Raw genomic sequence first — 26,707 nt, 5'->3', positions numbered from 1 at the left:
TAATCTGTATAGGTATTTGCATGAGGGCCTAGGGCGTTATTTCCAGCCCATCTGCCACTGGCTGTCGTTTTGCAGGTCCTGCCAGTTCAAGCGTTGGCAGCGGCGGGTGAGGACCGCTTGCAATTCGACTTGCAGCACGGTGCCTTCTTCGTCGCAGAACAGTTCGCTGACCAGAAAGTGTTTCTCGCGGTTTTGCGGGAGGGCTGCCGTCCATTTCGACAGCAGCAACTTGCGTGGGTTAAGGCGATTCACTGCAGGTTTTCATGCAGCCGGCGCGCTGCCTCCTGGCCGCTCAACCAGGCGCCTTCGACACGACCGGACAAGCACCAGTCGCCGCAGACATACAGTCCCAGGTCGGCATCGGCCAGGGCGCCCCATTCATGGCTGGTGGCAGGCCGCGCATAGAGCCAGCGGTGGGCGAGGCTGAAGGTCGGCGCTGGCATGGCGCTGTGCAGCAGCTCGGCGAAGGCGCCGTGCAATTGCTCGATGACGGCCTCTTTGGACAGGTCGATATTCTGTCGGCTCCAGGCGCTGGTGGCATGCAGGACCCAGGTGTCGAGCGTGCTGTCGCGCCCGGGTTTGCTGCGGTTACGGGCCAGCCAGTCAAGTGGGCTGTCCTGCACGAAGCAGCCTTGCATCGGGGTTTCCAGCGGGGTATCGAACGCCAGGGCGATGGCCCAGGTCGGGTCCATTTTCACCCCCGCAGCGGCGCCGGCGAGTTTCGGTGCGGCGGCGAGCAGAGCGGTGGCCTGGGGCGCGGGCGTGGCGATGACCACATGGCTGAATGGGCCATGGGTCACGCCTTCGGCATCTTGCAGGTGCCAATGCTGTTCACCGCGAAAGACCTCGGTGATGCGGCAGGCGAAGTGCACTTCCATGTCGCCGAGCAGGGCGCGGGTGATGGCGCTCATGCGGGGGGTGCCGACCCAGCGGGTCTGCTCGTCGGGGGAGGGGCTCAGTTGGCCGCCATGGGAGTTGTACAGTTGCGGGGTCCATTCGGCGACCCAGCCATTGGCCTGCCAGCGCTGGACCTCGGTGACAAAGCGCCGGTCGCGGGCAGTGAAGTATTGCGCGCCCATGTCCAGAGCACCCGCATCGCTGCGTTTGCTCGACATGCGACCGCCACTGCCGCGGCTTTTATCAAAAAGTTGAACGACGTGCCCGGCATCGTGCAACGCCTGGGCAGCTGAGAGTCCGGCAATGCCGGTACCGATAATTGCGATGGGTACAGTCATAGGGGCCTCGTTTACCGTTCTGTACAGACTACGCCGTCGCTAAAACCTGTACAATATTGTTTTGTGGTATAGCTTTTGGCGTGATCGGATGTGCAGGTTGTCTATTGTTAAAACACAGCCTGCCCGATTGAAAAGATCCCTGCCTATAAAAATAGACTAGTGATCGGGCTTAAACGCCACGCAAGGAGGATCTCATGCACATATTGCTGACCGGCGGTACTGGTTTGATTGGCCGTCAATTGTGTCAGTTCTGGCTAAGCCAGGGTCATCAACTGACGGTCTGGAGTCGCCAGCCGGAAAAAGTCGCGCAGCTGTGTGGCGCCCAGGTGCGGGGTGTCGCGCAGTTGCAGGAGCTGGATCAGCAGCCGCTGGACGCGGTGGTCAACTTGGCCGGGGCGCCGATTGGCGACCGGCACTGGACCCATAAACGCAAGGCGCTGCTCTGGAGCAGCCGTATCGGCCTGACTGAGACACTGCTGGCCTGGCTCGAAACCCGCGAGCAAAAGCCAGGTGTATTGATTTCGGGTTCGGCAGTGGGCTGGTATGGCGATGGCGGCGAGCGTGAGTTGCATGAAGACTCCCCTCCCGTCAGCGAAGACTTCGCCAGCCAGTTGTGTATCGCCTGGGAAGAAACCGCGCAACGCGCCGAAGCCTTGGGCATCCGTGTGGTGCTGGTGCGGACCGGGTTGGTGTTGTCGGCCGAGGGCGGCTTTTTGTCGCGCCTGCTGCTGCCGTTCAAGTTGGCGCTGGGCGGGCCTATCGGCAATGGTCGGCAATGGATGCCGTGGATTCATATCAAGGATCAAATCGCCCTGATTGATTTTCTCCTGCATCGCAGCGATGCCCGGGGTCCTTATAATGCGTGCGCGCCGCAGCCGGTGCGTAATCGCGAGTTCGCCAAGAGCCTGGGCCGCGTCCTGCACCGGCCCGCGATAGTGCCGCTGCCGGCCTTTGCACTGCGCGTGGGGCTGGGCGAGTTGTCGTTGCTGTTGCTAGGTGGCCAGCGCGCGACGCCCGAGCGTTTGCTGGCGGCCGGATTTACTTTTCAGTTCCCTGATTTGCCTGCGGCCCTGGACGATTTATCCAGCCGCCTTTGAAATAGGACGTTGCATGACCGATCACGCGTTGCTCCTGGTCAACCTGGGTTCGCCGGCTTCCACCTCGGTGGCGGATGTGCGCAGCTACCTCAATCAATTCCTGATGGACCCGTACGTGATCGACCTGCCGTGGCCGGTGCGACGCTTGCTGGTGTCGCTGATCCTGATCAAGCGCCCGGAGCAGTCGGCCCATGCCTACGCTTCGATCTGGTGGGAAGACGGCTCGCCGCTGGTGGTGCTCAGCCGCCGCCTGCAGCAGGCGATGACGGCGCAATGGACCCAGGGCCCGGTTGAGTTGGCCATGCGCTACGGCGAGCCGTCGATTGAGTCGACCTTGGTGCGCCTGGTGGCCCAGGGGCAGAAAAAGATCACCCTGGCGCCGCTGTATCCACAGTTCGCCGACAGCACCGTGACCACGGTGATCGAAGAGGCGCGGCGGGTGATCCGCGACAGGAAGCTGGATGTGCAGCTCTCGATACTGCAGCCGTTCTACGATCAGCCCGAATACCTCGACGCTCTGGTGACCAGTGCCAAGCCGTACCTGGAGCAGGAACACGATCACCTGCTGCTCAGCTTCCACGGTTTGCCCGAACGTCACCTGACCAAGCTCGACCCCACCGGCCAGCATTGTTTCAAGAATGCCGACTGCTGCAAGAATGCCTCGCCGCAAGTCCTGGCCACCTGTTATCGCGCGCAATGCCTGCGGACCGCCGAGCTGTTCGCCGAGCGCCTGGGTCTGGCGGCGGGTACCTGGTCGGTGTCGTTCCAGTCGCGCCTGGGGCGCGCCAAATGGATAGAACCCTACACCGAGGCGCGCCTCGATGAGTTGGCCAAGCAGGGGGCAAAGAAAATCCTGGTGATGTGCCCGGCATTCGTTGCCGACTGCATCGAGACCCTGGAAGAAATCGGCGATCGCGGCCTGGAACAGTTCCGCGAAGCGGGGGGCGAGGAATTGGTGCTGGTGCCATGCCTCAATGACAACCCGCAATGGGCCAAGGCTCTGAACACGCTCTGCGAGCGCGCCCCTCTGGCGCTCTAAGTCGACCTGTAGCCGCTGCCGAGCTGCGCTGGCCCTCAAATCCCCTCCGGGATAAAAGGCCCAGCACAGCCAGCAGCCGCTATAAGTACGCGCCAATGGCCGCAGCCATCAGATCAGCGGTTCATCGCCTTTCTTGTGCTTCCAGCTGTCATTGCCCGGCAGGATCAGGTTCAGCGCAATCGCCACTACGGCGCACAGCGCAATCCCCTTGAGTCCGAAGTCATCCGGCCCGGTGCCGGTTCCCACCAGCACGCCGCCAATCCCGAACACCAGGGTCACCGAGACAATCACCAGATTGCGCGCTTCCCCCAGGTCGATCTTGTGGCGGATCAGGGTGTTCATGCCGACCGCGGCAATCGAACCGAACAGCAGGCACAGAATCCCGCCCATTACTGGGACCGGAATGCTTTGCAGCAACGCGCCGAACTTGCCGATAAACGCCAGGCTGATGGCGAAAATCGCCGCCCAGGTCATGATCTTCGGGTTGTAGTTCTTGGTCAGCATCACCGCGCCAGTGACTTCGGCGTAGGTGGTGTTGGGCGGGCCGCCAAACAGGCCGGCAGCGGTGGTGGCAATGCCGTCACCGAACAGGGTGCGGTGCAGGCCGGGTTTTTTCAGATAGTCGCGACCGGTCACGCTGCCGACGGCAATTACCCCGCCGATGTGCTCGATGGCCGGGGCCAGCGCCACCGGGACGATAAACAGGATCGCCTGCCAGTTGAACTCCGGCGCGGTGAAGTGGGGCAGGGCCAGCCAGGGCGCGGCGGCGATTTTCGCGGTGTCGACCACGCCGAAGTAGAACGACATGGCAAAACCCACCAGCACCCCGGAGATGATCGGCACCAGGCGGAAAATCCCTTTGCCGAATACGGCGACGATCAGGGTGGTCAGCAGCGCTGGCATCGAGATCAGCATCGCGGTCTGGTAGTGGATCAGCTCGGCGCCATCCCCACCCTTGCCCATCGCCATGTTGGCGGCGATCGGCGCCATGGCCAGACCGATGGAAATGATCACCGGCCCGATCACCACCGGCGGCAGCAGGCGGTCAATGAAACCGGTGCCCTTGACCTTCACCGCCAACCCCAGAAAGGTGTAGACGAAGCCCGCGGCCATCACGCCGCCCATGGTCGCGGCCAGGCCGAACTGCTGCTTGGCGAGAATGATCGGGGTGATGAAGGCAAAGCTCGACGCCAGGAACACCGGCACCTGGCGCCGGGTCACGACCTGAAACAACAGAGTCCCGAGACCCGCCGTGAACAGCGCCACGTTGGGGTCGAGACCGGTAATCAGCGGCATCAACACCAACGCGCCAAAGGCCACGAAGAGCATCTGCGCGCCCGACAGCACCTGGCGCCAGAGCGGATCGTTGAACTCATCCTGCATGATCAGGAATCCTTCTGCTTGGTACCGAAGATCTTGTCGCCGGCATCACCCAGGCCAGGGATGATGTAGCCGTGTTCATTGAGTTTCTCGTCGATCGAGGCGGTGTAGATGGTCACGTCCGGGTGTGCTTTCTCCACGGCGGCGATGCCTTCGGGCGCGGCCACCAGGACCATGGCGCGGATATCCCGGCAGCCGGCCTTTTTCAGCAGTTCGATGGTGGCGACCATCGAGCTGCCGGTGGCGAGCATCGGGTCGATGATCATGGCCAGGCGTTCGTTGATCTCCGGAACCAGTTTTTCCAGGTAGGTGTGGGCCTGCAGGGTTTCTTCATTGCGGGCCACGCCGACGGCGCTGACCTTGGCTCCCGGGATCAGGCTCAGCACGCCTTCGAGCATGCCGATGCCGGCGCGCAGGATCGGCACCACGGTGATCTTCTTGCCGGCAATTTTTTCGACCTGGACAGTGCCGCACCAGCCTTCGATATCGTAGGTTTCCAGGGGCAGGTCTTTGGTGGCTTCGTACGTCAGCAGGGCACCGACTTCCTGAGCAAGCTCGCGAAAGTTTTTGGTGCTAATGTCTGCGCGGCGCATAAGGCCAAGTTTGTGTCGGATCAGCGGATGGCGGATCTCACGGATGGGCATAGGGAAAGGCTCCGGCGGCGGGCAAAAAAACCGGCCTAGATTAATCTATCCGAGGGTGTTGTCCTATAGACATACAGTACGTTAGTCCAGAAAGGCTTGATCTGGCCCGGCGGGATGCGTACCTTTGCCCGCTTTTCCGAAACCGCCACCCCCTTGGAGAGCGCCATGTCCGCTGATCTCGAGCATATCCGTCAAATCATGCGAGAGGCCGACTGCCTGTACACCGAAGCTGAAGTCGAGGCGGCCATCGCCCGGGTCGGTGCACGCATCAATGAAGAATTGGCTGAGCGCAATCCTGTGGTGTTCTGCGTGATGAACGGCGGCCTGATTTTCTCCGGCAAGCTGCTGACTCACCTGAAGTTCCCGCTGGAAGCTTCCTACCTGCACGCCACCCGCTATCGCAATGAAACCAGCGGTGGCGAGCTGTTCTGGAAATCCAAGCCGGAAGTGTCCTTTATCGACCGTGACGTGCTGATCATCGACGACATCCTCGACGAAGGTCACACCCTGGGCGCCATCATCGACTTCTGCAAGCATGCCGGCGCGCGCGCTGTGCACACCGCCGTGCTGATCGACAAGGACCACGACCGCAAGGCACGCCCGGACCTCAAGGCCGATTACGTCGGCTTGCCATGCATCGACCGTTACATCTTCGGTTACGGCATGGATTACAAAGGCTACTGGCGCAACGCCGCAGGCATCTTCGCCGTCAAAGGCATGTAAGTCATGAACCAGCCGAGCTTTCTCGACCAATCGCTGTTCGCCGAATTGGCCGAGAAGGCAGCGGCCAGCCCCCGGGGGCGGCAGCACCATAACTTCCATCAGATGCAAGAGCCGTGTCACCGCATGGCGGTCGGCCTGCAACCGGCGACCTACATTGCGCCCCATCGTCATGTGAGCGCCGACAAGGCAGAAACCCTGCTGGTGCTCAAGGGGCGTCTGGGGCTGCTGGTGTTCGACGAGGCGGGCCAGGTCCTGGCCAAGCGCGTGCTGCAGGCCGGTGGTGAGTGTGTCGGTGTCGACCTGCCCGCCGGGGTGTTCCATGGCCTGGTGGTGCTGGAGGCTGACAGCCTGATGTTCGAGTGCAAATCCGGTCCCTACCGTCCGGTGGGCGAGGGCGAGATGGCCAGTTGGGCACCCCGCGAAGGCGAGCCCGCAGTGGCCCAATACCATGCCTGGATGCGCGCCCAGTTCGATTGATTCCCGCCCACATCTGTGGCCGCTGCCGAGCTTGGCGAGGCTGCGCTGGGCCTGTCCAGGCGCCCCTTGTTTTCCTGATGGCTCACGGCGTCAGGTGCGGCCAGCGCAGCCTGCGGCAGCGACTCCAGCGTGGGGGTGAAAAGGCGTGCTAGAGTGGTCGGCCCTTGCCTGGAGCCTGTCATGAGCCTGTTGATTCGCAGTAGCGCGGCCCTTCTTTTGACCCTGAGCCTGCCTCTGGCGGCAGCCCCGGCGCCGATGCATGCGCAGTTTCTGCCACCCGATGACCTGACCCTGCGCGATTCCGTCCCTGAGCAACAGCAGCTGTTGCAGGTCACCGAATACTCGGTGGTGGTCGGCAGTCAGCGCCAATCCAATCAGCAGCCGATCCCCGTGACTTCGCCCTTGCTGGTGCGCCTCAAGGGCAAGCCGCTGAACAAGGGCGCGACCATCAGCCAGGTGCTGGTGAATTTCGACGGCGAAAGCAAAAGCCTGAAAAAGCCGATCTACGACCCCCAGAGCAAGACCCTGACCCTGTATTACCCCCTGGCCCAATACCGGGTGGTGATGGATCTGTTGCGCAACGACACGGTGTATTGCCAATTCCTGAGCTATGCCAACGGCCATATCTGGGCGGACTTGCACACCGGAGCCACACGCCCGCGTTGAGACCCGACGCCGCCTGGGGGTAAACTGCCCGCCCCGTGAAATGTCTGCGAGCTGGAGTCGGCAATGCGTAAAGATAAGAAGCAATTGATTGGTGACGAGATCGGCGATGAGCAGATCAAACTGTTCCTCGATTTCGAGCCGGTCGACGCCACTTCACCCTCCCTGCACAAGCTGATCAAGGCCTACCGCGGCCTGCGCATCGATGACTTCGAACGTTTCCTGACGTTCTTCCTCGAAGCCGGTTACGACCTGGACGGCAAGGACGAGCACGGCCAGGACTTCGTGAGCCTGATCGCCGACCAGCGCAATGGCGCCGATTACATCGAGCTGATCGAAAAAGCTCGCGGCTGAAGGAAAGGGTAGAGGCATTGGCTTCTACCGACCCTGATCCAAGGCCAAAAAAAACGCCCCGCTCTCAACGAGAACGGGGCGTTTTGTATGCAGCAGGCATCAAGCGTAGCTTTCGGCCTGGTTGCTTTGCTCGACCAACTCGAGGCTGACGTTGTTTTCGCTGTTGATCTTGCGATACAGCGCAGCGTCGGTTTCCAGGGTCTTTTCCCGCGCCGGGAAGATTTCCTTGAGCTTTTCGGCCCACTCGCCGCTGGCCTTGCTCGGGAAGCAGCGCTCGATCAGGTCGAGCATGATCGACACCGTCACCGAAGCGCCCGGGGAAGCCCCCAGCAGAGCGGCCAGAGAGCCGTCCTTGGCCGCGACCAGTTCGGTGCCGAACTGCAGGACGCCGCCTTTCTTCGGATCTTTCTTGATGATCTGCACCCGTTGACCGGCCACTTCCAGGCGCCAGTCTTCGGCCTTGGCTTCAGGGTAGAAGCGGCGCAGGGATTCCAGGCGCTGCTCCATCGACTGCATGACTTCGCTGACCAGGTACTTGGTCAGGTCCATGTTGTCGCGGGCCACGGCCAGCATCGGGCCGATATTGCCGGCGCGAACCGACAGCGGCAGGTCGAGGAACGAACCGTGCTTGAGGAACTTGGTGGTGAAACCGGCATAAGGCCCGAACAGCAGGGACTTCTTGCCATCGACCACACGGGTGTCCAGGTGCGGCACGGACATCGGTGGCGAACCCACGGCAGCCTGGCTGTAGACCTTGGCCTGGTGCTGCTTGACCACTTCCGGGTTGTCGCAACGCAGCCACTGGCCGCTGACCGGGAAGCCGCCGAAGCCTTTGCTTTCCTCGATGCCCGAAGCCTGCAGCAACGGCAGTGCCGCGCCACCCGCGCCGAGGAAAACGAATTTGGCATCGACTTCACGGCTGTTGCCGTTGTTCACGTCCTTGATGCTGACGGTCCAGCCGGCGCCGTTGCGCTTGAGACCGGTGACACGCTTGCAGTACTTGACCTGGGCATCGGGTGCGCTGGTCAGGTGCTTGAGCAACTGATTGGTGAGGGCGCCGAAGTTGACGTCGGTACCGTTCAGCACGCGGGTCGCGGCAATGGTTTCGTCCGCCGGGCGGCCGGGCATCATCAGCGGCATCCACTCGGCCATCTTGGCCTTGTCTTCGGTGTATTCCATGTCCGCGAAGGCGTGGTGCTGGCTCAGCACTTCAAAACGCTTCTTGAGGAAGGAAACGCCTTTGTCGCCCTGCACGAAGCTCAGGTGCGGTACCGGGCTGATAAAGGACTTGGACGAGCCGAAGGTGCCTTTCTTGGTCAGGTAGGACCAGAACTGCTTCGACACCTCGAACTGGGTGTTGATGTGCACCGCTTTCTTGATGTCGACAGAGCCATCGGCGGCCTGAGGCGTGTAGTTCAGCTCACAGAGGCCGGCGTGGCCGGTACCGGCGTTGTTCCACGGGTTGGAACTCTCCGCGGCCCCCGAATCCATCAACTCGACGACTTCCAGCTTGATCGCGGGGTCGAGTTCTTTGAGCAGTACTGCGAGGGTGGCACTCATGATGCCGGCCCCAACCAATACGACGTCTACTGCTTCGTTATGCGCCATTAACGCGTCTCCAAAATCTGCAGCACCAAATTGACGGCATAGCTGCCAGGAGTGATGGGGCGTTCAGTTCTGCCCCAGGTACCCATGGCCAGGATCGCCATGTCCGAATCTTCGCAATTTTTTGCAACTTCTGCGGACGCTGCCATTCGGGCCTCAAGCTGCGTATGAACGCATCTTCGGGTATCCCAGGCAATTCGACTTATGGTCAAGACGTCCGTTCGTGCAACCAAATCCGTAGCGGACAGGCTTCAAGCGCAGCTATATGAGGAAGGCTCGGTCCTGTGTAGTCGGGGTGTTGTAGACGCTAATGGTGCTTGTACTGACGCAAAACTATTCATTTGCTCGCCACACTCTTGTGAAGTTGTGAAAACCCGTTTTTTTCACGCTCTTTTGAAGACGTGAACCTCAAAAAAGGGCTACCTCAGCCTGGCACCGGGCCCGAACGCTGGTGCCAGCATGGATGCATGACAGGCACAACGGGCATACAACTCAGTGTCCGAGCAAGGATAGCTCTGGCAGATTCGCGAAAAGTGGGGTTTGCAGGAGGAACAGCAAGCGCCAGCTTCACTCGATCTGTGTGGGCGGCTCTCTGTGGGCGGTGCGGGGTGCCAATACAAGCGCATCAGCGGTGCTGCGAGGCCCGATCAGGAGACGTCCTTATAATCGGGGGGAGATTGTAACGAAGAAACGCGCAGAAATGATCCTGTTAAATGACTTTTATTAGCCTTTTGGTCAGGTGGCCAGTACCTGTTGCCCCCGTGGCCGGGCAATGCGCGGGCTGACACGGGCGCTGGCAGGCAGGGGCTGATGCAGCCAGTTGAGGCGGATTTCGTCGATTTCCACCCAGCCATCGCCGGTCGGCGGCAGGCTGCAATGCTTGAAGGCCTGGCAGCGACCCTGTTGATCGAGCAGGGCAAAGCTGCGGTGTTTCTGGCGCGGTGCGAACAAGGACCAGAGAAAATGCATGGCGAAATACCTGTTGGGCAATTGCGAGTAAGGATGCCGGTTAAGCGTTACAGCTCGATGTGACGCTTATGTCGGAAATATTACGTGAACCGACATGTACCGGACCTGTCTGAGCCTTGACTAAACCTGTTCTGAAGCTGGTTAGCCGTTGCCGAGCACCGCTATACTGCGCCCCTGTTTGTGCCTGATTTCTGGAGAGATGAGCATGTTGCAACGTTTGTTGTTCGGTTTGATCACTGTGACCAGCTTGACCCTGGCTGGCTGCGCCCACAGCCCGCAACAACTCAGCCCGGAACCGAAACTCACGACTCAACTGGCGCCCGTAGGGCATGGCCAGCCGGTGGTGGTGCGGGTGGTCGACGGTCGGCCTTCGCCAACCCTGGGCACCCGTGGTGGTCTGTATCCGGAAACCAGCGCGATCACTGTGCAGGGCGCGCAGATCCTGCCCAAGCTGCAGGCCCAGGCCGAAGCGGCCGTGCGTCTCCTGGGGTTCACCCCGACCAGCAATGCCTACAACGCGCCGCAGTTGACCGTAACCCTGGCCGAACTGAAGTATCAGTCGCCCAAGGAAGGCCTGTATGTCACCGAAGCCACCATCGGCGCGACCTTCCGCTCTGATGTGCAAAATGCCAACCGTCGCTACAGCGGCCGCTACGGCGCTTCCCTGGACCAGCGTTTCGGCATGGCGCCGAACCAGGAAACCAACACCAAGCTGGTCAGCGACGTGTTGAGCGATGCCCTGACCCGCCTGTTCAAGGACCCGACCGTGGGTCAGATCCTCGGCGAGTAACCTGCGCCCCAGCGCTGGCTCAGGCCCGCGCGGCACAAAAAAAGCCCGGTCTTCAGTGATGAAGCCGGGCTTTTTTATGCCTGAGGTTTATCCAGGCCCGAGATCACGCCGCCTCGACGTAGAAATCCAGCACGCTGACCCCGGTCAGCAAGTCGGTTTCCGGAAGGTCGGCGTGCTGATGCCCACCCAGGGCGCAATACACCAGCCAGTGCCGGTCCTGCACGTTGAACGCCAGGCTGCCGACCAGCGTCTGCTGCTCATCACTCTGGGCGATCAGATAAAGACGATCCTGGTTTTCTGCGTGCAGCATGATGTTCTCCGTGGTGTATCGAGGTGCAACAGACTGGCCTGTTTAGATGACGAACAGATGACCGGGTAAATTAATCGGCGCAAATTTCGTTTTTTGTCGGAAATAGCAGGCGATTACCGGCGCTTTGGGTAGAATTCGCGCCGCTAGACCATCGCCCGGCGCTGAGGCCGGGTTCACTCGAGGTTCCCGATGTCGCTGCATGTGATCTGGTCGTTGTTCAACGCTCACCCCGCCAAACTGCTCAACCTGCTCGCGCTGCTGTTTGCCTGCCCGGGCAGCTGGGTCCTGCACGCCACGCGCCGTCGTGAACAGCGCGCATTGGCCAGCCTGGAAGCACAAAGCGCCAGCCGCAGCATCGATCAGCCCTTGCTGTTGTTGGATGTGGCCACCTTGCGCATGAACCGCTTCTTCTACCGTTTCGGTTTTGCCTGCCTGGCCCTGGCACTGCTGGTGTCCTGGATCAGCACACGGTTTTGACCCGCGAACACTGAGGGTGACAGACACAACAACGGCGCCCTGGGGCGCCGTTGTGGTTTTGCGAGCTTGGGTTACAGCGCCAGCCCGGCCTTGACTCGGTACTGGTTGCGTACCGGGGTCGCGTATTGCAGCACCAGGTATGGCCGATGGTCCACGGGGCAGGCTTCCAGGCGCCGTTGCCATTCCTCCTCGGCCTTGGCCAGCTCCTGGGCAGGGAACACGTCCTTGGCCGCGGGCACCTGCAACTGCGGGTCGGCATCACTCCACTGGGCATACGCCAGGTAATGCACCGGGAACAGGCGATATCCGCCGAGAATCTGCCGGTCCATCTCCACCGCCAATTGCTTGGTGTCTTCGAACAGTTCGCTGATAGGGGCGGCGAAGTTGACGTGGACCCGGCCCTTGTAGCCGGTGATGCCCTTGGCGATGCTCACATCGTCCTCGCCCGGCACCTTGGTGTAGGTGCCCGTGGTGGCGCGGATAAACAGTTCACGGGCCTTGGCCTGGTCGCAGGGGTCGTATTCGTAGCTGATCGAGACCGGGGTCAGGTTCAGCGACTGGATGACTTCGCCGAACGGCTCATCCTTGCGGCTCATGTGGAACATCTTGAGGATCGCCGACTCGGTGCGATCATCACCGTCCTTGGCGCGGCCTTCGGCCTGGGCGATCCAGATCGAAGCGCAATCATTGCGGATCGAGTGGTTGATGTAGGCCGACAGCAATTGGTAGGCGGCCATTTTTTCCCGACGCCCGGTAATCGAGCGGTGCACGATAAAGCTCTTGTTCAGGCGCATCAGGTCGCTGACAAACGGCTTTTGCAGCAGGTTGTCGCCAATTGCGATGCGCGGGGTCGGCAGGCCGGCGTGATACACGGCGTAGTTGACGAAGGCCGGGTCCATCACGATGTCGCGGTGGTTGGCGATAAACAGATAGGCGCTGCCGGACTTGAATTGTTCGACGCCGGTATAGGTCACGCCGTCGGTCGCGCGCTCGATGGTGTGGTCGACGTAGTACTCGACCTTGTCCTGCAGGGTGGCTACCGAAGTCACGCCGGCGAACTCGCGCCGCAGTCGATGAGCTATAAGAGGTTTGAGCAGCCAGCCGAAGGCGCCGGCAAAGCGCGGGAAGCGGAAGTGGGTGAGGATATCTAGAAACGCCTTGTCGCCGAGCAGTCGAGCCAGCACCGCTGGGACTTCGCTGTCGTCGTAAGGTCGGATGGCATCGAATTCGCCCATCATGCTCTCTTGTTGGAAACGGCTAGGGTAAGAAAAGGTTTGGATCGAAAAACGGCCGGGCACGGTCTGAAAAGTAAGCTCAAACAAAAATAGCCCTGCGAATAGACCGGCGATTATACGCACAAGTCACTCTGGAGACCGCGATGCTGGAAACCGAGCACTACTCCTGTCCCTATTGCGGCGAAGAAGCCGAGGCCGTGCTGGATTTGTCCGGCGGCGATCAAACCTATATCGAAGACTGCCCGGTGTGCTGCCGGCCCATTGTATTCAGGCTACAAACCGACGGTCAGGAATGGATGCTCGATGTTCACAGTGAAAACGAATGATGGGGTGGCCGTATGCAGCGCATCTACGAACCGGAAAACCTGATGGAGGGCGAGTTGCTGCAGAGCATGCTGGCCAGCGAAGGGGTCGAGGCGCATCTGGCGGGGCGCGACCTGCTGGGTGGCGCCGGCGAGTTGCCGGTGTTCGGATTGCTTGGGCTGACGGTGCCAAACGATCAGGCGCAATACGCACGGGAGCTGATCGCTGCGTACAATGCGGCCCTGCCGATGCCCTTTGAAGAGCCGGAAAACTTTGCCGGCGTGCTGGTCTGTTAGGCTGGCCGCCTATTTGTCGAGAGTTGTATTGCCCTCATGTGTGGACGTTATGCCCTGTTTCGCTGGAACCCCGCGTTTGCGGCCTTGCCCGGGTTTCCGGCGGATCAGCAGGCGCAGTGGAATATTTCGCCCAACGACTCGGTGCTGATCATGCGCGCCGAAGCTGAGCAGCGCACCCTGGCGCGGGCTCGCTGGGGCCTGACCCCGCCCTGGTTGACCGACCTGTCGCGCACCCCGGCCCACGCCCGGGCTGAAACCCTGGCCGAGCAACCGATGTTTCGCGAGGCATTTCGTCAGCGGCGCTGCCTGCTGCCGGCCAATGGGTTCTATGAATGGCGGGGTGGTGCGCGCAAGCGCCCGTATTGGCTGACCCCGGGGGAGGGCTCAGCGCTGTTTTTTGCCGCGATCTGGGAAGCCTACCCGGTGCAGGAGCAGGTCTGGCTGAGTACCGCGGTGGTGACCCAGGCCGCGTCGAACCAGCGCCGACCGCTGATTCTCGATGCCGAGGGCCAGGCTGCTTGGCTGGATCCGCAAACACCGTTGCCGGTCCTGCATGCCTTGCTCGCCAGTCCTCCGGCGGCGTTGCGCGAACGGGTACTGGCCAATCTGGTGAATGACCCGAAACTCAATGCCCCCGAGTGCCTGACGCCGGGTTGAACCGGCTGGCGCCCCGGAGCGCCGGCCTATCCTGCGCGAGCAAGCCGCAGTAGCGGAGGCTGGCGCAGGGTCTTGTCAAACCTTGAACTGGTTGATCAGGCGCCGCTGCTGTTCGGCCAGTTTGGTCAGGCCCGCACTGGCTGCGCTTGATTCGTCGGCACCGCCGGCCACTTCATTGGCCACCTGGCCGATATTGATCACGTTGCGGTTGATGTCCTCGGCCACGGCGCTCTGTTCCTCGGCGGCGCTGGCGATCTGGGTGTTCATGTCGTTGATCACCGACACCGCTTGAGTGATGGTCTCCAGCGCTTCGGCGGCCTTGGCCGCGTGTTGCACGCTCTGGTCGGTCTTGGTCTGGCTGTCTTCCATGACCCGCACCACGTCGCGCGTGCCTTGCTGCAACTGCTGGATCATCGACTGGATTTCTTCCGTGGCCTGCTGGGTCTTCTGGGCCAGGTTGCGCACTTCGTCAGCCACCACCGCAAACCCCCGTCCTTGCTCGCCGGCACGCGCCGCTTCGATGGCGGCGTTGAGGGCCAGCAGGTTGGTCTGCTCGGCGATGCCGCGAATGGCGATCAGGATCGCATTGATGTTTTCGCTGTCCTTGGCCAGGGTCTGTACCACGCCGACCGCCTTGCCGATTTCAACGGCCAGGGAGCCGATCGAAGTCGAGGTCTCGCGCACGATCTGCATGCCCTGACTGGCGGCCTGGTCGGCGTGGGTCGCGGCTTGTGCGGCCTGGGTCGCATTGCGCGCCACGTCCTGGGCGGTGGCGGTCATTTCGTGCACCGCGGTGGCCACCTGGTCGATTTCGACCATCTGTTTATGCACGCCCTGATTGGTGCGGATGGCGATATCGGCGGTGTGCTCCGAGGAGTCACTGACACTCTGCACCGAGCTCACCACCTGGGTGATCATCGCCTGCAACTTGGCCAGGAAGGTGTTGAAGCCCTTGGCGATCGAACCCAGTTCGTCGACCCGATCGCTGCTCAGGCGGCGAGTCAGGTCGCCTTCGCCCTGGGCGATATCGTCGAGCATGGCCACCATCTGCTTCAGCGGGCGAGCGATTCCGCGACCGACCAGCCAGATCACCAGCAGGCCGACGCTGGCCACCAGCAGGCCAACCATCGCCATGCCGAACGTGTCGGACTGGCGTTGCGCAGCCAGATCGTTCTGCAGTTTTTGCAGGTCGGCCATTACCGCGTCCAGGGGCAGGTGCAGCATCAGGGTCCATTGGGCATCGGTCTGGCCAATGCCAAAGGGCAGGTAGACTTCGATTTCGTTGCCGGCCTGGTCGACGCTGTAGGCCACTTCACCGCGCTTGAGGTGATTCAGCCTGGCCAACTTGTCGCCTTGCAGGATGCTGCTGACCGGCTCGCCGAATTTGCCCGAGTCCCGGGTATAGGCCACCAGCCGCCCGTTGCCGCCGATCAGGGCCATTTCCCCGGCGCCGTCATAGAGTGTGTGGTTCGCTGCCAGGAGCATGTCCTGGATGAAGTTCACCGAGAGGTCGGCGCCGACGATGCCCTGGAACGTGCCATTGAGCATGATCGGTTGAATGAAGGAGGCGAGCATCACGACCTTGTCCCCGACCTTATAGGGTGCCGGATCGATCACGCAGGGCTTTTTGCTTTCCTTGGAGCACAGGTAGTACTCACTGGCGCGCACGCCGGTGGAGAGCAGCTTCTGGTCGTCGACGTCTGCCAGTTTGTCCAGGCCCAGGCTGCCGTCTTCATTGCGGAACCACCAGGGCAGGAAGCGGCCGTTGGCGGCGTCGATCCCCACCACCTGGGAGCCGACATAGGCGGCGTCGTTCTGGTCGATGGCGTTTTTTTCCCAACCGACGTAGGCGCCGAGAATTTTCGGGTTCTGCGCGACGTTTTCCTTGATCAGGCCGATCAGCTGTTCGCGACTCAGGCTCAACTGGGGGGAGCCTTGGCTGCCCGGGTTTCCCATCAGGGCGTTGACCCGCACCAGGCCGCTGGCAATCAGCAATGGCGCTTCCAGTTCACGCTGGATCTGGCTGGCCTGGTTCTGGGCCAGTGTGCTCAGGCGCTGCTCGATAACCTGCTCGAACTGGGCCTGGGTGCGGGCTTGCACCATGTCCTGGGTCCGGGCGCCGGCGAACAGTGCGTAGAGCACCAGGGCCGCAACCACGCTGAGGACGATGGCGCCGGCCAGGGCGGCCACGGAAAACTGGATCGACTTGAATTTCATAGGGGCTCCGGTCGCAGGAATGGCGTCTGCCGTGCTGTATCGGCAGGCTCTGCAATGGCCATTAGCGTTGATTGCGCAAATGACCGTTTCCGATCGGCGCGAGTCGCAAATGAATACGGCAAGTCAGTGCAGGGCCTGGGGCGGCGGCTTGATGAATTATTTCCTACGGTCGTCGGGATGTATCTTGAACAGCGCATTTAGATGCCATTTGCATCTAGCGTCGATACCCGTCACCCCCTACGATACGCGCCATGTTTTCAGGGAGCGTTTTCATGATGAAGTCGAAGAAGTCATTGCTTGCATGTGCACTGGGTACCAGCCTGCTGCTCGGTGGTTGTCAGGCCGTGAACACCACCAGTGGCGGCGCCGTGGGTGTCGATCGCAAGCAGTACATGTTCAGTATGCTGTCGAGCGATGAGGTCAACCAGTCCTATGCCCAGGACTACCAGCAGACGCTGGGTGATGCGAGCAACAAGGGCATGCTGGACAAGACCAGCGCCACCGCCAAGCGCGTGCAGAGGATTGCCGACCGCCTGGTCGCCCAGGCCCCGACCTTCCGCCCGGATTGCGCGGCGTGGAAGTGGGAAGTCAACTTGATCAAGAGCGATGAGCTCAACGCCAACTGTGGTCCTGGCGGCAAGATCATTTTCTACACCGGCCTGATCGACAAGCTGCAACTGACCGACGATGAAATCGCCGCGGTGATGGGGCATGAAATCGCCCACGCCCTGCGCGAGCATGGCCGTGAAGCCATGTCCAAGGCCTACGGTGTGGGGGCGTTGAAGCAGATCGCCTTGCTCGCCGGTGCCCCCAAAGGCGCTGTGGACCTGAGTGATAACGGCGTGAACCTGCTGATGACCTTGCCCAACAGCCGCGACAACGAAAACGAAGCGGACCTGATCGGCCTGGAGTTGGCGGCCCGTGCCGGCTACAACCCGAACGCGGCGATCAGCCTGTGGAACAAGATGAGCAAGGCGTCGGAAGGCGCGCCGCCGGAATTCCTCAGCACTCACCCGGCGTCCACTAGCCGGATCAGCTCGTTGCAGGCGGCAATCCCCAAGGTCATGCCGTTGTATCAGCAAGCCAAGAAGTCCTGATGGCCTGGCGTCACGTCCTGTGACGCCATCCCCGGCAACACCGGCCTCTGCATGATTGTGCAGCGGCCGGCTCGCCGACGATGAAGGCGCCCCAGGCGCCTCCCTCCGTTTTGCTTACACCCACCCGCTGCTTTGCATGGCCTTGTACACCGCAACCAGGGCCAGGACGAAGAACGCCGATGCCGCCAGGCGACGGATCAGGGTCAGGGGCAGTTTGTCTGCCGCGAAGTTGCCGGCCAGTACCACAGGTACGTTGGCGATCAGCATGCCCAGGGTGGTGCCGATGATGACCAACCACAGTTCAGGGTACTGCGCCGCGAGCATGACTGTGGCGATCTGGGTCTTGTCACCGATTTCCGCGAGGAAGAACGCAATCAGGGTGGTCAGGAACGGCCCGAACTTGCGTGCGGTGCTGGCTTCGTCTTCGTCCATTTTGTCGGGAACCAGGGTCCACAAGGCCGTGGCGGCAAAGCTGGCGGCAAGGATCCAGTGCAGGGTGACGTCGGAGAAGAAGCTGCCGAACCAGGCACCCACCGCACCGGCGGCCGCATGGTTGGCCAGGGTTGCGGCGACGATACCGGCGATGATCGGCCAGGGTTTGCGAAAGCGCGCGGCGAGAATCAGGGCGAGCAGCTGCGTCTTGTCGCCGATTTCGGCCAAGGCAACGACTGCGGTAGGAACGAGTAGAGAATCCAGCATCAGGTTTTTCCTAAGGGGCGGGTCGACACGGCTATGACACGTACAACCTCCCCGCCCCGGGTAAGGTGTTCGTGTCATAGGTCTTGTCAAACCCTGCGGTCCGTCTGTGCGGACTCTTGGGTCGCATGCGCCATGGTCTGTTGACCAAGTATGTTGACGCATGCCGGACGAGCGTGGCGCTCGTGGGAGACTACTCCCCTAGGACGGAGCGGATTCTGCCTAGGCAAAATCCATTCGGCAAGCCTTCTTTTGCAAAAGCCGCTTACCCGCGCTTGGCTCGGTAAATGCGAAAACCCTGGCCTTCGGCCTTGATCGAACATGGCCCCAGATGCTCTTCGATCAGCGGTTGGTAACGCAGGAAGCTATTGGCAACCAGCCGAAGTTCGCCGCCGTTTTTCAGATGTTTGGCTGCTTTTTTCAGCAAGTTTTCGGTGGCGTGATAGTCAGTGTGAACCCCGACATGGAACGGCGGGTTGCTCAGGATGGCGTTCAAACCCATGGGCGCGGCGTCGATTCCGTCGCCGGTCAGGACCTCGGCTTCCAGGCCATTGGCAGCCAGGGTCATGCGACTGCTGGCGGAGGCGAAGGCATCGACGTCGAGCAGCGTCACGCTGTTATGCGGGTAGCGGCGCTTGACCGCCGCCCCCAGGACGCCGGCGCCACAGCCGAAGTCCAGCAGGTGGCCGCTGGGCAGTTTGTCCAGATGTTCCAGCAACAGTGCGCTGCCGCGATCCAGCCGGCCGTGGCTGAATACGCCGGGCAGGCTGATGACCTTGAGCGGGCCTTCGGCCAGGGGCAATTCGTATTCCTGGGCCAGGCTTTCCAGGGTTACCGCTTCGGGGGCATTGGCGACGGTGACTTGCCACAGCTGGCAATGCCGCGCGCTGTCGAGCTTGCGTGGTTTGCCGAAGGGGTTGAGTTGCTTGGCCGCGCCTTCGATACCGCTGCGTTTTTCACCCACCAGGTACAGCTCGCGCCCAGCCAGGCGCGAGGCCAGGGCATTGAGCAGGTAGTCGGTCAGGTCCTTGGATTTGGGCAGGAAGAGCACGGCGCTTTCGAACCCTCGCTGCGGCGCATCCACCCCGAAATGGCTGCGTTCGGCAAAACGAGCGTCGAGCGCCGCCTGGTCACCGGCGTGCCAGCACCAGCCATGGGCATCGGGCAGCCGACCCAGCAAGTCGTCGGCGGGCAGGCCCGCCAGCAGCAGCGAACCTTGAAACAATTCAGCCTGGCGAAGCAGTACTTCACTGCGCGGATCCATAACCTGCTCCTTGAAAAAAAGTGGCGCAGTTTATCAACTGACGACCCGCAGCGCTGTACCGCTGAAAAAGCCCCGGGCATTTTCCGTCAATTGGCCGACGATGCGCTGGCGCGCCTCGCGGCTGCCCCAGGCGATATGCGGGGTGACGATCAGCCGTGGAATGTCGGCGGCCAGCAGCGGGTTGCCAGCCACTGGCGGCTCGACACTCAGCACATCGGTGGCAGCACCGCCCAGGTGGCCGCTGCGCAGGGCATCGGCCAGGGCCTGCTCGTCGATCAGGCCACCGCGTGCGGTGTTGACTACAAAGGCGTTGGGCTTGAGCAGGGCCAGCTCGCGGGCGCCGATGAAGTGGCGGGTGTGCTCATTGAGCGGGCAGTGCAGGGTCAGGGCGTCGATTTGCGGCAGCAACTCATCCAGCGGCAGGCGGTCGGCGCGGGGCGGGCGGCCGGGCAGTTGGCCCAGCAGCACGCGCATGCCAAAGGCCTCGGCCAGGCGCGCCACGGCGCTGCCGAGTTCGCCATGCCCGAGCAGGCCCAGGGTTTTGCCTTCGAGTTCGACAATCGGGTAATCGAGCAGGCAGAACTGCTTGGCCTGTTGCCAGCGTCCTTCGCCCACGGCTTTCTGATAATCGCCCAGGCGAGTGGCCAGGTTGAGCAGCAGCATCAGTGTGTGCTGGGCCACCGACGGCGTGCCGTAACCCTGGCAGTTGCTGACGGTAATGCCCTGGGCCCGGGCCGCGGCGAGGTCGACGTTATTGGTGCCCGTGGCGGCAATCAGGATCAGTTTCAGGTCAGGGCAGGCGGCGAGGGTCTTGGCGTCCAGCAGGACCTTGTTGCTGATGGCCACCTGGGCGCCCTGCAAGTGTTCGATGACCTGGTCGGGGGCGCTGCTGGAGCACAGCTGCAGGTCGCTGAAGCTGTCGCGCAGTTCGCCAAGATCAAGGTCGCCGAGGTCGAGGGAGGTGGAGTCAAGAAATACGGCGCGGCGCTGGTTAGTCATCAACTGTACCTTTTGCACTAGAGGTCTGAAGGCGTAATCTGCCGAGCCTACCAGATGAAATAATTAGAAACACGGGAGCCCCATGTACCTGACAGAGTTCTTGACCGTTGCCCTCATCCACCTGCTTGCCGTAGCCAGCCCAGGCCCGGACTTTGCCGTGGTGGTCCGCGAGAGCGTGACCCACGGCCGTCGCGCCGGGACCTGGACGGCGCTGGGGGTGGGCACCGCGATTTTCCTGCATGTGGGTTATTCGCTGCTGGGGATCGGCCTGATCGTGTCGCAGTCGATCGTGCTGTTCAACGCATTGAAATGGCTGGCGGCGGCCTACCTGTTGTACATCGGCTTCAAGGCGCTGCGCGCCAAGCCGGCTGCCCCGGCCGCGGAAAACCTGCACCATGAAGCCGGCGAGCGCACGGCTCGCGGGGCCTTCACTTCCGGCTTTGTAACCAACGGCCTGAACCCCAAGGCGACGCTGTTCTTCCTATCCTTGTTCACCGTGGTGATCAACCCGCACACGCCCCTGGCGATCCAGGCCGGTTACGGCGTGTACCTGGCGGCGGCGACGGCGTTCTGGTTCTGCCTGGTGGCCATGCTGTTCAGCCAGCAACGAGTGCGCGCCGGTTTTGCGCGCATGGGCCACTGGTTTGACCGGACCATGGGCGCGGTGCTGATCGCCATCGGCGTAAAACTGGCCTTCACCGAAATGCACTGATTCAAAGAATCAGATCGAGAAATATCCCTTCTGACCGCGCAAATACTGGCGTAACGCTAGTATTTGCTTGGTTCTGCAAATCATTCCTTTGGCTGATTTGGTTGCTGCACTCTCGCTCTAGAGTGGGCATTCTTCAGTTACGACCGGGCAGTCAGAAAAGGGATTCTTATGTTGCAGACTCGCGTGATTCCACCAGCCGAAGGCGCTTACCAATACCCGTTGCTGATCAAGCGGCTGCTGATGTCCGGCAGTCGCTACGAGAAAACCCGGGAGATCGTCTACCGCGACCAACTGCGCTACACCTACCCGACCCTTACCGAGAGGGTCGCGCGCCTGGCCAATGTGCTGACGCAGGCCGGGGTCAAGGCCGGCGACACGGTGGCGGTGATGGATTGGGACAGCCATCGCTACCTGGAATGCATGTTCGCCATTCCAATGATCGGCGCCGTGATCCACACCATCAACGTGCGCCTCTCGCCAGAACAGATTCTCTACACCATGAACCATGCCGTGGACCGCGTGGTGCTGGTCAACAGCGAGTTCGTCGGCCTGTACCAGGGCATTGCCGGGCAACTGACCACGGTGGAGAAAACCCTGCTGCTGACCGATGGCCCGGAGAAAACCGCCGAGCTGCCGAACCTGGTGGGCGAGTACGAACAGTTGCTGGCCGCGGCCAGCCCGCAGTATCAGTTCGAAGACTTCGACGAAAACTCGGTCGCCACCACCTTCTACACCACGGGTACCACCGGTAACCCCAAGGGTGTGTACTTCACCCACCGCCAGCTGGTGCTGCACACCATGGGGGTCGCGACCACCATGGGCTGCATCGACAGCGTGCGGCTGCTGGGCACCAACGATGTGTACATGCCCATCACCCCGATGTTCCACGTGCACGCCTGGGGCCTGCCGTATGTGGCCACCATGCTCGGGCTGAAACAGGTCTACCCCGGGCGTTATGACCCCGAGTACCTAGTGGAGCTGTGGCGCAAGGAAAAGGTCACGTTCTCCCATTGCGTGCCGACCATCCTGCAGATGCTGCTCAATGCCAAGGCGGCCCAGGGCACGGATTTCGACGGCTGGAAAATCGTGATCGGCGGCAGCTCGCTGAATCGCGCCCTGTACGAAGCCGCCAAGGCCAAGGGCATCCAGCTGACGGCCGCCTACGGCATGTCCGAAACCGGTCCGTTGGTGGCCTGCGCTCACCTCAATGATGAGTTGATGGCGGGCAGCGAGGACGAACGCACCACCTACCGCATCAAGGCCGGGGTGCCGGGGCCCTTGGTGGAAGCGGCGATTGTCGACGGCGATGGCAACTTCCTGCCGGCCGATGGCGAGTCCCAGGGCGAACTGGTACTGCGCGCGCCATGGCTGACCGAAGGCTATTTCAACGAGCCGCAGAAGGGCGCCGAGCTCTGGGAGGGCGGCTGGTTGCATACCGGCGATGTCGCGACCCTGGACAGCATGGGCGTGATCGACATTCGCGACCGGATCAAGGACGTGATCAAGACTGGGGGCGAATGGATCTCCTCCCTCGACCTTGAAGACTTGATCAGCCGGCACGTGGCGGTACGTGAAGTAGCAGTGGTGGGTATCGCCGATCCGCAATGGGGCGAACGCCCGTTTGCCTTGCTGGTGATCCGTGAGGGCCACCTGATCGGGGCCAAGGAGCTCAAGGAGCATCTCAAGCCATTCGTGGAATTGGGGCACCTGAGCAAGTGGGCGATCCCGAGCCAGATTGCCCTTGTTACTGAAATTCCCAAGACCAGCGTTGGCAAGCTCGACAAGAAGCGTATTCGCATCGACATCAGCGAATGGCAGGCCAGCAACAGCACCTTTCTCTCGACCCTTTAATCCCCCTCTGGGCGCCCGAAAGGGCGCGCCAGACGCCCCCAAGCAAGCGCTTGCCTTGTGAAATCCGAATTTTCAGCCATCCTTGCCCCCGCCAGTGTCCACTGGCATGGCAAAGGACTGTTCTAGTGCGGTTGGAGGGTGCAAATCACACTTTAGAGGGATCTAGCAGTACTACCTGCTGGATATAGTCCGTCCACGGATTTTTAAGAACGGAGCAAGCACGCGAGATACCGGGCTGCCACCTTGAACGATCTAGGGAGCCGAGCTTCTGTTTGTTCGGGGCGTTTTTAGAAGTGCTCACTGCCATAACAATAATGCACATGGAGTAGCGTCGATGACATCAGTAAACCAGTTCTGGCGCCGGGCAAAACTGCCTCTGGCCGTCAGCCTCGCCTCTACGCTCGCCGGACCCGCATTCGGCGTCAGTTTCAATATTGGTGAAATCGAAGGCAGCTTCGATTCGTCCCTTTCGCTGGGTGCCAGTTGGTCGACGGCGGGGCGCAACAAGGACCTGATCGGCGTTAACAACGGCGGTAAAGGCTTATCCCAAACGTCGGATGACGGCCATTTGAACTTTGATAAAGGCGACAGCTTTTCAAAGATCTTCAAAGGCATCCATGACCTTGAGTTGAAGTACGGCGACACGGGTGTGTTCGTTCGTGGCAAGTACTGGTATGACTTCAAGCTGAAAGATGACGATCTGGACTTCAAGAACATCAGTGACCACAACCGCAAGGAAGGCGCCAAGTCTTCCGGCGGGCAAATTCTTGATGCATTTGTCTATCACAACTATTCAATTGCCGATCAGCCAGGTTCGGTGCGCTTCGGCAAGCAGGTGGTGAGCTGGGGTGAAAGTACCTTTATCGGTGGTGGCATCAACTCGATCAACCCGATCGATGTCTCGGCGTTCCGCCGCCCTGGTGCCGAGATCAAGGAAGGCCTGATCCCGGTCAACATGTTCTACGTGTCCCAGACCCTGACCGAAAACCTGTCGGCTGAAGCTTTCTATCAGTTGGAATGGGATCAGACGGTCACCGACAACTGCGGGACGTTCTTTTCCCAGCCGGATGTGATTGCTGATGGTTGTACCGATAACCTGCGTTTGCTGAGCAAGCGCTCCTTCCTCGCTACTCAGCCCGGCGCTTTGCCAGGCTTGGCGCGGTTTGGACTCGATATCAATGATGAAGGGGTGTTGGTCAAGCGATCCGCCGATCGTGACGCACGCGATAGCGGCCAGTTCGGGGTCGCGATGCACTACAACTTCGAGCCGCTGGACACCGAGTTTGGCGCTTACTTCATGAACTACCACAGCCGTGCGCCGATCTTCAGCGCGACAGGGGCGCCCGCTTCAGTCTATGCGGATGCAGTGACATTCCTGCCGGGGGCGGCAGCGTCGTTACGTCCTTTGGCCATTGCCGGCAACTCTAAGTACTTTATCGAGTACCCGGAAGATATCCGCCTGTATGGCTTGAGCTTTTCCACCACTCTGCCAACCGGCACCGCCTGGAGTGGCGAACTCAGCTACCGTCCAAATGCACCTGTCCAACTCAACACCACCGATATTCTCTATTCGGGCGTAACCCCATTGCCAGGCCTGTCTGGAGCCTCACCGCTTAAAGGTGTCGCTGGGCAGGATCAGCATGGTTATCGCCGCAAAGAAGTGACCCAATTCCAGACCACGTTCACCCACTTCTTTGACCAAGTGATGGGGGCCAGCCGTCTCACCCTGGTGGGTGAAATAGGTGTGACTCATGTCGGTGGCCTGGAAGGCAGCGATGAAGCGCGTTATGGCCGTGACCCTGTGTATGGGCCTGGAGCAGGTCCTTTGTGCGCCACGCTCAACGCGGGGACCATTCAGGGCGCTGGTGCGGGTACGTCGAGAGACAACCTCTCACGCAATTGCAACAACGAAGGTTTCACCACGGCCACTTCCTGGGGCTACCGCGGTCGGGCCATCTGGGAATACCCCGATGTATTCGCCGGCATCAACCTCAAGCCCAACGTCGCTTGGTCCCATGACGTCGATGGTTACTCGCCAGGCCCTGGCGGCAACTTCGAAGAAGGCCGCAAGGCGATCAGCCTGGGGCTGGATGCGGAGTACCAGAACACCTACACCGCGAGCCTGGCTTACACCAACTTCTTCGGTGGCCGCTACACCACTGTGGATGACCGGGACTTCCTCGCTTTCAGCGTTGGCGCGAACTTCTAAGCACACTGTATTTTCAGGACGAACGAATTATGAAAATAACCAAAAGTCTGTTGCACGTCGGTGTGCTTGGACTGTCTTTGCTGGCAACCAGCGTCATGGCCGCGGTCTCGGCTGATGAAGCTGCCAAGCTGGGCACTACCCTGACGCCGATGGGCGCGGAGATGGCCGGCAACGCTGCCGGTACCATTCCGGCCTGGAAGCCGATGCCGACCAACGCCGGTACCGTGGACAGCAAAGGTTTCCTGTCCAACCCCTATGCCAGCGAACAGCCGCAATTCACCATCACCGCGCAGAACGTCGAGCAGTACAAGGACAAGCTGGCGCCCGGGCAGTACGCGATGTTCAAGCGTTACCCGGAAACCTTCAAGATGCCGGTGTACCCATCCCATCGCGGCGCAACCGTGCCGGCTGATGTGTTCGCCGCCATCAAGGAAAACGCCACCAAGACCAACCTGGTCAGCGGTGGCAACGGCCTGGAAAACTTCAAGACCGCCATACCGTTCCCCATTCCGAAAAGTGGCGTGGAAGTCATCTGGAACCACATCACCCGCTATCGTGGTGGCAGCGTAACTCGTCTGGTCACCCAGGCCACGCCCCAGGCCAACGGCTCGTTCAGCCTGGTGTACTTCCAGGACCAGTTCGTATTCCGCGACAAGATGAAGGACTACGATCCAGCCAACCCGGGCAACATCCTGTTCTACTTCAAGCAGAAAGTGACCGCTCCGGCGCGTCTGGCCGGTGGTGTGCTGCTGGTGCACGAAACCCTCGACCAAGTGAAGGAACCGCGTTCGGCCTGGGTCTACAACGCTGGTCAGCGTCGGGTACGTCGCGCACCGCAAGTGTCCTATGACGGCCCGGGTACCGCGGCGGACGGCCTGCGTACCTCCGACAACCTGGACATGTACAACGGTGCACCGGATCGCTACGACTGGAAACTCGAAGGCAAGAAAGAGCTCTACATTGCCTCCGACAGCTACAAGCTCGACTCGCCGACCCTCAAGTACACCGACATCATCAAGGCGGGCCACATCAACCAGGACCTGACTCGTTACGAGCTGCGCCGGGTCTGGCATGTGGTCGCGACCCTGAAGGAAGGTCAGCGTCACATCTACGCCAAGCGTGACTTCTACATCGACGAAGACACCTGGCAGGCCGCAGTCATCGACCACTACGACGGTCGTGGCCAGCTGTGGCGTGTGGCCGAGGCGCATGCCGAAAACTACTACGACAAGCAAGTGCCGTGGTACGCCGTGGAAACCCTCTACGACCTGCAGTCCGGCCGCTACCTGGCACTGGGCATGAAGAACGAAGAGAAACAGGCTTATGACTTCGGTTTCACTGCCACCACCAGCGACTTCACTCCAGCTGCATTGCGTCAGGACGGTGTTCGCTAATCTGCTGTAAATAG

Annotated in this window: 28 protein-coding genes and 1 riboswitch; of the genes, 16 read left to right on the top strand and 12 right to left on the bottom strand. The window is 61.2% G+C overall.

The genetic code is table 11. The features are described from left to right. Nucleotides 1-36: 36 nt before the first annotated feature. Complete coding sequence (locus ACOZJV_RS25085; protein ID WP_078472431.1) at nucleotides 37-252, bottom strand: TIGR02450 family Trp-rich protein; 216 nt, start codon at nucleotides 250-252, stop codon at nucleotides 37-39. Continuing rightward, complete coding sequence (locus ACOZJV_RS25080; protein ID WP_201127890.1) at nucleotides 249-1,235, bottom strand: NAD(P)/FAD-dependent oxidoreductase; 987 nt, start codon at nucleotides 1,233-1,235, stop codon at nucleotides 249-251. The genes ACOZJV_RS25085 and ACOZJV_RS25080 overlap by 4 nt, the downstream gene beginning before the upstream one ends. A gap of 194 nt (nucleotides 1,236-1,429) precedes the next feature. Here ACOZJV_RS25080 and ACOZJV_RS25075 point away from each other — a divergent pair, with 194 nt between their 5' ends. Beyond that, a complete protein-coding gene (locus tag ACOZJV_RS25075) occupies nucleotides 1,430-2,332 on the top strand; it encodes a TIGR01777 family oxidoreductase (protein WP_078472429.1) in 903 nt (300 codons plus the stop codon). A gap of 13 nt (nucleotides 2,333-2,345) precedes the next feature. After that, on the top strand, nucleotides 2,346-3,371 hold the full coding sequence (hemH, locus tag ACOZJV_RS25070) for a ferrochelatase (RefSeq protein WP_421548741.1): 1,026 nt from the start codon (nucleotides 2,346-2,348) through the stop codon (nucleotides 3,369-3,371). A gap of 108 nt (nucleotides 3,372-3,479) precedes the next feature. Here the strand turns inward: hemH and ACOZJV_RS25065 are convergent, their stop codons facing one another. After that, entirely contained in the window at nucleotides 3,480-4,754 is a 1,275-nt protein-coding gene (locus tag ACOZJV_RS25065) for a uracil-xanthine permease family protein (protein ID WP_078472427.1), read from the bottom strand. A 2-nt stretch (nucleotides 4,755-4,756) separates the two neighbouring features. Further along, entirely contained in the window at nucleotides 4,757-5,395 is a 639-nt protein-coding gene (gene upp, locus ACOZJV_RS25060; RefSeq protein WP_020297619.1) for a uracil phosphoribosyltransferase, read from the bottom strand. 165 nt (nucleotides 5,396-5,560) lie between these two features. On the opposite strand from upp, the gene ACOZJV_RS25055 reads away from it, so the two are divergent. From ACOZJV_RS25055 to ACOZJV_RS25040, 4 genes are all read left to right on the top strand, one after another. Further along, on the top strand, nucleotides 5,561-6,118 hold the full coding sequence (locus ACOZJV_RS25055) for a hypoxanthine-guanine phosphoribosyltransferase (protein ID WP_020297618.1): 558 nt from the start codon (nucleotides 5,561-5,563) through the stop codon (nucleotides 6,116-6,118). A 3-nt stretch (nucleotides 6,119-6,121) separates the two neighbouring features. Then, nucleotides 6,122-6,595, top strand: a complete 474-nt coding sequence (locus ACOZJV_RS25050) for a WbuC family cupin fold metalloprotein (protein ID WP_421548740.1) — start codon at nucleotides 6,122-6,124, stop codon at nucleotides 6,593-6,595. A gap of 180 nt (nucleotides 6,596-6,775) precedes the next feature. Further along, nucleotides 6,776-7,261, top strand: coding sequence for a hypothetical protein (locus ACOZJV_RS25045; protein WP_078472425.1), 486 nt, complete (start codon nucleotides 6,776-6,778; stop codon nucleotides 7,259-7,261). Nucleotides 7,262-7,324: 63 nt separating this feature from the next. Next, nucleotides 7,325-7,612: a PA4642 family protein gene (locus ACOZJV_RS25040; protein WP_020297615.1), complete on the top strand. Its 288-nt coding sequence runs from the start codon at nucleotides 7,325-7,327 to the stop codon at nucleotides 7,610-7,612. Nucleotides 7,613-7,711: 99 nt separating this feature from the next. On the opposite strand, the gene mqo is transcribed toward ACOZJV_RS25040, so the two are convergent. Beyond that, nucleotides 7,712-9,220 (bottom strand): malate dehydrogenase (quinone), encoded by a 1,509-nt coding sequence (mqo, locus tag ACOZJV_RS25035; protein WP_020297614.1) that lies wholly within the window; start codon nucleotides 9,218-9,220, stop codon nucleotides 7,712-7,714. Between the two features lie 732 nt (nucleotides 9,221-9,952). Beyond that, nucleotides 9,953-10,186, bottom strand: coding sequence for a hypothetical protein (locus ACOZJV_RS25030; RefSeq protein WP_020297612.1), 234 nt, complete (start codon nucleotides 10,184-10,186; stop codon nucleotides 9,953-9,955). 205 nt (nucleotides 10,187-10,391) lie between these two features. On the opposite strand from ACOZJV_RS25030, the gene ACOZJV_RS25025 reads away from it, so the two are divergent. Then, nucleotides 10,392-10,976, top strand: a complete 585-nt coding sequence (locus tag ACOZJV_RS25025) for a YajG family lipoprotein (protein ID WP_020297611.1) — start codon at nucleotides 10,392-10,394, stop codon at nucleotides 10,974-10,976. 103 nt (nucleotides 10,977-11,079) lie between these two features. On the opposite strand, the gene ACOZJV_RS25020 is transcribed toward ACOZJV_RS25025, so the two are convergent. Then, a complete protein-coding gene (locus ACOZJV_RS25020) occupies nucleotides 11,080-11,286 on the bottom strand; it encodes a hypothetical protein (RefSeq protein ID WP_020297610.1) in 207 nt (68 codons plus the stop codon). Between the two features lie 189 nt (nucleotides 11,287-11,475). Here ACOZJV_RS25020 and ACOZJV_RS25015 point away from each other — a divergent pair, with 189 nt between their 5' ends. Then, nucleotides 11,476-11,763 (top strand): hypothetical protein, encoded by a 288-nt coding sequence (locus ACOZJV_RS25015; protein WP_078472423.1) that lies wholly within the window; start codon nucleotides 11,476-11,478, stop codon nucleotides 11,761-11,763. Between the two features lie 71 nt (nucleotides 11,764-11,834). On the opposite strand, the gene ACOZJV_RS25010 is transcribed toward ACOZJV_RS25015, so the two are convergent. Beyond that, nucleotides 11,835-13,001 (bottom strand): 1-acyl-sn-glycerol-3-phosphate acyltransferase, encoded by a 1,167-nt coding sequence (locus ACOZJV_RS25010; protein ID WP_078472422.1) that lies wholly within the window; start codon nucleotides 12,999-13,001, stop codon nucleotides 11,835-11,837. A 140-nt stretch (nucleotides 13,002-13,141) separates the two neighbouring features. Here ACOZJV_RS25010 and ACOZJV_RS25005 point away from each other — a divergent pair, with 140 nt between their 5' ends. From ACOZJV_RS25005 to ACOZJV_RS24995, 3 genes are read left to right on the top strand one after another with little or no spacing between them, the layout of a single operon-like run. Further along, a complete protein-coding gene (locus tag ACOZJV_RS25005; protein WP_020297607.1) occupies nucleotides 13,142-13,324 on the top strand; it encodes a CPXCG motif-containing cysteine-rich protein in 183 nt (60 codons plus the stop codon). Between the two features lie 12 nt (nucleotides 13,325-13,336). Beyond that, nucleotides 13,337-13,597, top strand: coding sequence for a putative signal transducing protein (locus tag ACOZJV_RS25000; protein ID WP_020297606.1), 261 nt, complete (start codon nucleotides 13,337-13,339; stop codon nucleotides 13,595-13,597). A 36-nt stretch (nucleotides 13,598-13,633) separates the two neighbouring features. Beyond that, a complete protein-coding gene (locus ACOZJV_RS24995; RefSeq protein ID WP_421548739.1) occupies nucleotides 13,634-14,254 on the top strand; it encodes an SOS response-associated peptidase in 621 nt (206 codons plus the stop codon). Between the two features lie 75 nt (nucleotides 14,255-14,329). On the opposite strand, the gene ACOZJV_RS24990 is transcribed toward ACOZJV_RS24995, so the two are convergent. Further along, on the bottom strand, nucleotides 14,330-16,471 hold the full coding sequence (locus ACOZJV_RS24990; protein ID WP_421548738.1) for a methyl-accepting chemotaxis protein: 2,142 nt from the start codon (nucleotides 16,469-16,471) through the stop codon (nucleotides 14,330-14,332). 272 nt (nucleotides 16,472-16,743) lie between these two features. Here ACOZJV_RS24990 and ACOZJV_RS24985 point away from each other — a divergent pair, with 272 nt between their 5' ends. Further along, nucleotides 16,744-17,568 carry a M48 family metallopeptidase gene (locus tag ACOZJV_RS24985; RefSeq protein ID WP_078472419.1) on the top strand — a complete coding sequence of 275 codons (825 nt, stop codon included), beginning with the start codon at nucleotides 16,744-16,746 and terminating at the stop codon, nucleotides 17,566-17,568. A gap of 114 nt (nucleotides 17,569-17,682) precedes the next feature. Here the strand turns inward: ACOZJV_RS24985 and ACOZJV_RS24980 are convergent, their stop codons facing one another. The 3 genes from ACOZJV_RS24980 to ACOZJV_RS24970 form a co-directional block, all read right to left on the bottom strand. Next, nucleotides 17,683-18,267: a TMEM165/GDT1 family protein gene (locus ACOZJV_RS24980; RefSeq protein WP_020297602.1), complete on the bottom strand. Its 585-nt coding sequence runs from the start codon at nucleotides 18,265-18,267 to the stop codon at nucleotides 17,683-17,685. 88 nt (nucleotides 18,268-18,355) lie between these two features. Next, nucleotides 18,356-18,479, bottom strand: a riboswitch (yybP-ykoY riboswitch). A gap of 50 nt (nucleotides 18,480-18,529) precedes the next feature. Further along, nucleotides 18,530-19,528 carry a methyltransferase gene (locus ACOZJV_RS24975; RefSeq protein WP_421548737.1) on the bottom strand — a complete coding sequence of 333 codons (999 nt, stop codon included), beginning with the start codon at nucleotides 19,526-19,528 and terminating at the stop codon, nucleotides 18,530-18,532. A 33-nt stretch (nucleotides 19,529-19,561) separates the two neighbouring features. Further along, nucleotides 19,562-20,527 carry a 2-hydroxyacid dehydrogenase gene (locus ACOZJV_RS24970; RefSeq protein WP_421548736.1) on the bottom strand — a complete coding sequence of 322 codons (966 nt, stop codon included), beginning with the start codon at nucleotides 20,525-20,527 and terminating at the stop codon, nucleotides 19,562-19,564. A gap of 82 nt (nucleotides 20,528-20,609) precedes the next feature. On the opposite strand from ACOZJV_RS24970, the gene ACOZJV_RS24965 reads away from it, so the two are divergent. The 4 genes from ACOZJV_RS24965 to ACOZJV_RS24950 all read left to right on the top strand — a co-directional run bounded on the left by ACOZJV_RS24965 (nucleotide 20,610) and on the right by ACOZJV_RS24950 (nucleotide 26,693). After that, nucleotides 20,610-21,239, top strand: a complete 630-nt coding sequence (locus ACOZJV_RS24965) for a LysE family translocator (RefSeq protein WP_421548735.1) — start codon at nucleotides 20,610-20,612, stop codon at nucleotides 21,237-21,239. Nucleotides 21,240-21,407: 168 nt separating this feature from the next. Continuing rightward, the gene (locus ACOZJV_RS24960; RefSeq protein ID WP_421548734.1) at nucleotides 21,408-23,090 is read left to right on the top strand and encodes a fatty acid--CoA ligase; all 1,683 of its coding nucleotides are present in this window, start codon (nucleotides 21,408-21,410) and stop codon (nucleotides 23,088-23,090) included. A gap of 334 nt (nucleotides 23,091-23,424) precedes the next feature. After that, nucleotides 23,425-25,299 carry a DUF1302 domain-containing protein gene (locus ACOZJV_RS24955; RefSeq protein WP_201127869.1) on the top strand — a complete coding sequence of 625 codons (1,875 nt, stop codon included), beginning with the start codon at nucleotides 23,425-23,427 and terminating at the stop codon, nucleotides 25,297-25,299. A 29-nt stretch (nucleotides 25,300-25,328) separates the two neighbouring features. Continuing rightward, a complete protein-coding gene (locus ACOZJV_RS24950; RefSeq protein ID WP_020297596.1) occupies nucleotides 25,329-26,693 on the top strand; it encodes a DUF1329 domain-containing protein in 1,365 nt (454 codons plus the stop codon). Nucleotides 26,694-26,707: the final 14 nt, after the last annotated feature.

This window comes from Pseudomonas sp. QD4 (assembly GCF_049199125.1).
GTDB lineage: Bacteria > Pseudomonadota > Gammaproteobacteria > Pseudomonadales > Pseudomonadaceae > Aquipseudomonas.
This window is presented reverse-complemented; position numbering and strand designations above follow the sequence as displayed.

What these genes read in the sequence shown, in the direction of transcription:
- ACOZJV_RS24975 (WP_421548737.1), bottom strand. Translation starts at nt 19,528, where the DNA reads ATGGATCCGCGCAGTGAAGTACTGCTTCGCCAGGCTGAATTGTTTCAA.
- ACOZJV_RS25000 (WP_020297606.1), top strand. Translation starts at nt 13,337, where the DNA reads ATGCAGCGCATCTACGAACCGGAAAACCTGATGGAGGGCGAGTTGCTG.
- ACOZJV_RS25065 (WP_078472427.1), bottom strand. Translation starts at nt 4,754, where the DNA reads ATGCAGGATGAGTTCAACGATCCGCTCTGGCGCCAGGTGCTGTCGGGC.
- ACOZJV_RS25045 (WP_078472425.1), top strand. Translation starts at nt 6,776, where the DNA reads ATGAGCCTGTTGATTCGCAGTAGCGCGGCCCTTCTTTTGACCCTGAGC.
- ACOZJV_RS25025 (WP_020297611.1), top strand. Translation starts at nt 10,392, where the DNA reads ATGTTGCAACGTTTGTTGTTCGGTTTGATCACTGTGACCAGCTTGACC.
- ACOZJV_RS24990 (WP_421548738.1), bottom strand. Translation starts at nt 16,471, where the DNA reads ATGAAATTCAAGTCGATCCAGTTTTCCGTGGCCGCCCTGGCCGGCGCC.
- ACOZJV_RS25050 (WP_421548740.1), top strand. Translation starts at nt 6,122, where the DNA reads ATGAACCAGCCGAGCTTTCTCGACCAATCGCTGTTCGCCGAATTGGCC.
- ACOZJV_RS24965 (WP_421548735.1), top strand. Translation starts at nt 20,610, where the DNA reads ATGTACCTGACAGAGTTCTTGACCGTTGCCCTCATCCACCTGCTTGCC.
- ACOZJV_RS24995 (WP_421548739.1), top strand. Translation starts at nt 13,634, where the DNA reads ATGTGTGGACGTTATGCCCTGTTTCGCTGGAACCCCGCGTTTGCGGCC.
- ACOZJV_RS25030 (WP_020297612.1), bottom strand. Translation starts at nt 10,186, where the DNA reads ATGCATTTTCTCTGGTCCTTGTTCGCACCGCGCCAGAAACACCGCAGC.
- upp (WP_020297619.1), bottom strand. Translation starts at nt 5,395, where the DNA reads ATGCCCATCCGTGAGATCCGCCATCCGCTGATCCGACACAAACTTGGC.
- mqo (WP_020297614.1), bottom strand. Translation starts at nt 9,220, where the DNA reads ATGGCGCATAACGAAGCAGTAGACGTCGTATTGGTTGGGGCCGGCATC.
- ACOZJV_RS25075 (WP_078472429.1), top strand. Translation starts at nt 1,430, where the DNA reads ATGCACATATTGCTGACCGGCGGTACTGGTTTGATTGGCCGTCAATTG.
- ACOZJV_RS24950 (WP_020297596.1), top strand. Translation starts at nt 25,329, where the DNA reads ATGAAAATAACCAAAAGTCTGTTGCACGTCGGTGTGCTTGGACTGTCT.
- ACOZJV_RS24955 (WP_201127869.1), top strand. Translation starts at nt 23,425, where the DNA reads ATGACATCAGTAAACCAGTTCTGGCGCCGGGCAAAACTGCCTCTGGCC.
- ACOZJV_RS25055 (WP_020297618.1), top strand. Translation starts at nt 5,561, where the DNA reads ATGTCCGCTGATCTCGAGCATATCCGTCAAATCATGCGAGAGGCCGAC.
- ACOZJV_RS24980 (WP_020297602.1), bottom strand. Translation starts at nt 18,267, where the DNA reads ATGCTGGATTCTCTACTCGTTCCTACCGCAGTCGTTGCCTTGGCCGAA.
- ACOZJV_RS25005 (WP_020297607.1), top strand. Translation starts at nt 13,142, where the DNA reads ATGCTGGAAACCGAGCACTACTCCTGTCCCTATTGCGGCGAAGAAGCC.
- ACOZJV_RS25020 (WP_020297610.1), bottom strand. Translation starts at nt 11,286, where the DNA reads ATGCTGCACGCAGAAAACCAGGATCGTCTTTATCTGATCGCCCAGAGT.
- hemH (WP_421548741.1), top strand. Translation starts at nt 2,346, where the DNA reads ATGACCGATCACGCGTTGCTCCTGGTCAACCTGGGTTCGCCGGCTTCC.
- ACOZJV_RS24970 (WP_421548736.1), bottom strand. Translation starts at nt 20,527, where the DNA reads ATGACTAACCAGCGCCGCGCCGTATTTCTTGACTCCACCTCCCTCGAC.
- ACOZJV_RS25040 (WP_020297615.1), top strand. Translation starts at nt 7,325, where the DNA reads ATGCGTAAAGATAAGAAGCAATTGATTGGTGACGAGATCGGCGATGAG.
- ACOZJV_RS25010 (WP_078472422.1), bottom strand. Translation starts at nt 13,001, where the DNA reads ATGATGGGCGAATTCGATGCCATCCGACCTTACGACGACAGCGAAGTC.
- ACOZJV_RS25015 (WP_078472423.1), top strand. Translation starts at nt 11,476, where the DNA reads ATGTCGCTGCATGTGATCTGGTCGTTGTTCAACGCTCACCCCGCCAAA.
- ACOZJV_RS24985 (WP_078472419.1), top strand. Translation starts at nt 16,744, where the DNA reads ATGATGAAGTCGAAGAAGTCATTGCTTGCATGTGCACTGGGTACCAGC.
- ACOZJV_RS24960 (WP_421548734.1), top strand. Translation starts at nt 21,408, where the DNA reads ATGTTGCAGACTCGCGTGATTCCACCAGCCGAAGGCGCTTACCAATAC.
- ACOZJV_RS25080 (WP_201127890.1), bottom strand. Translation starts at nt 1,235, where the DNA reads ATGACTGTACCCATCGCAATTATCGGTACCGGCATTGCCGGACTCTCA.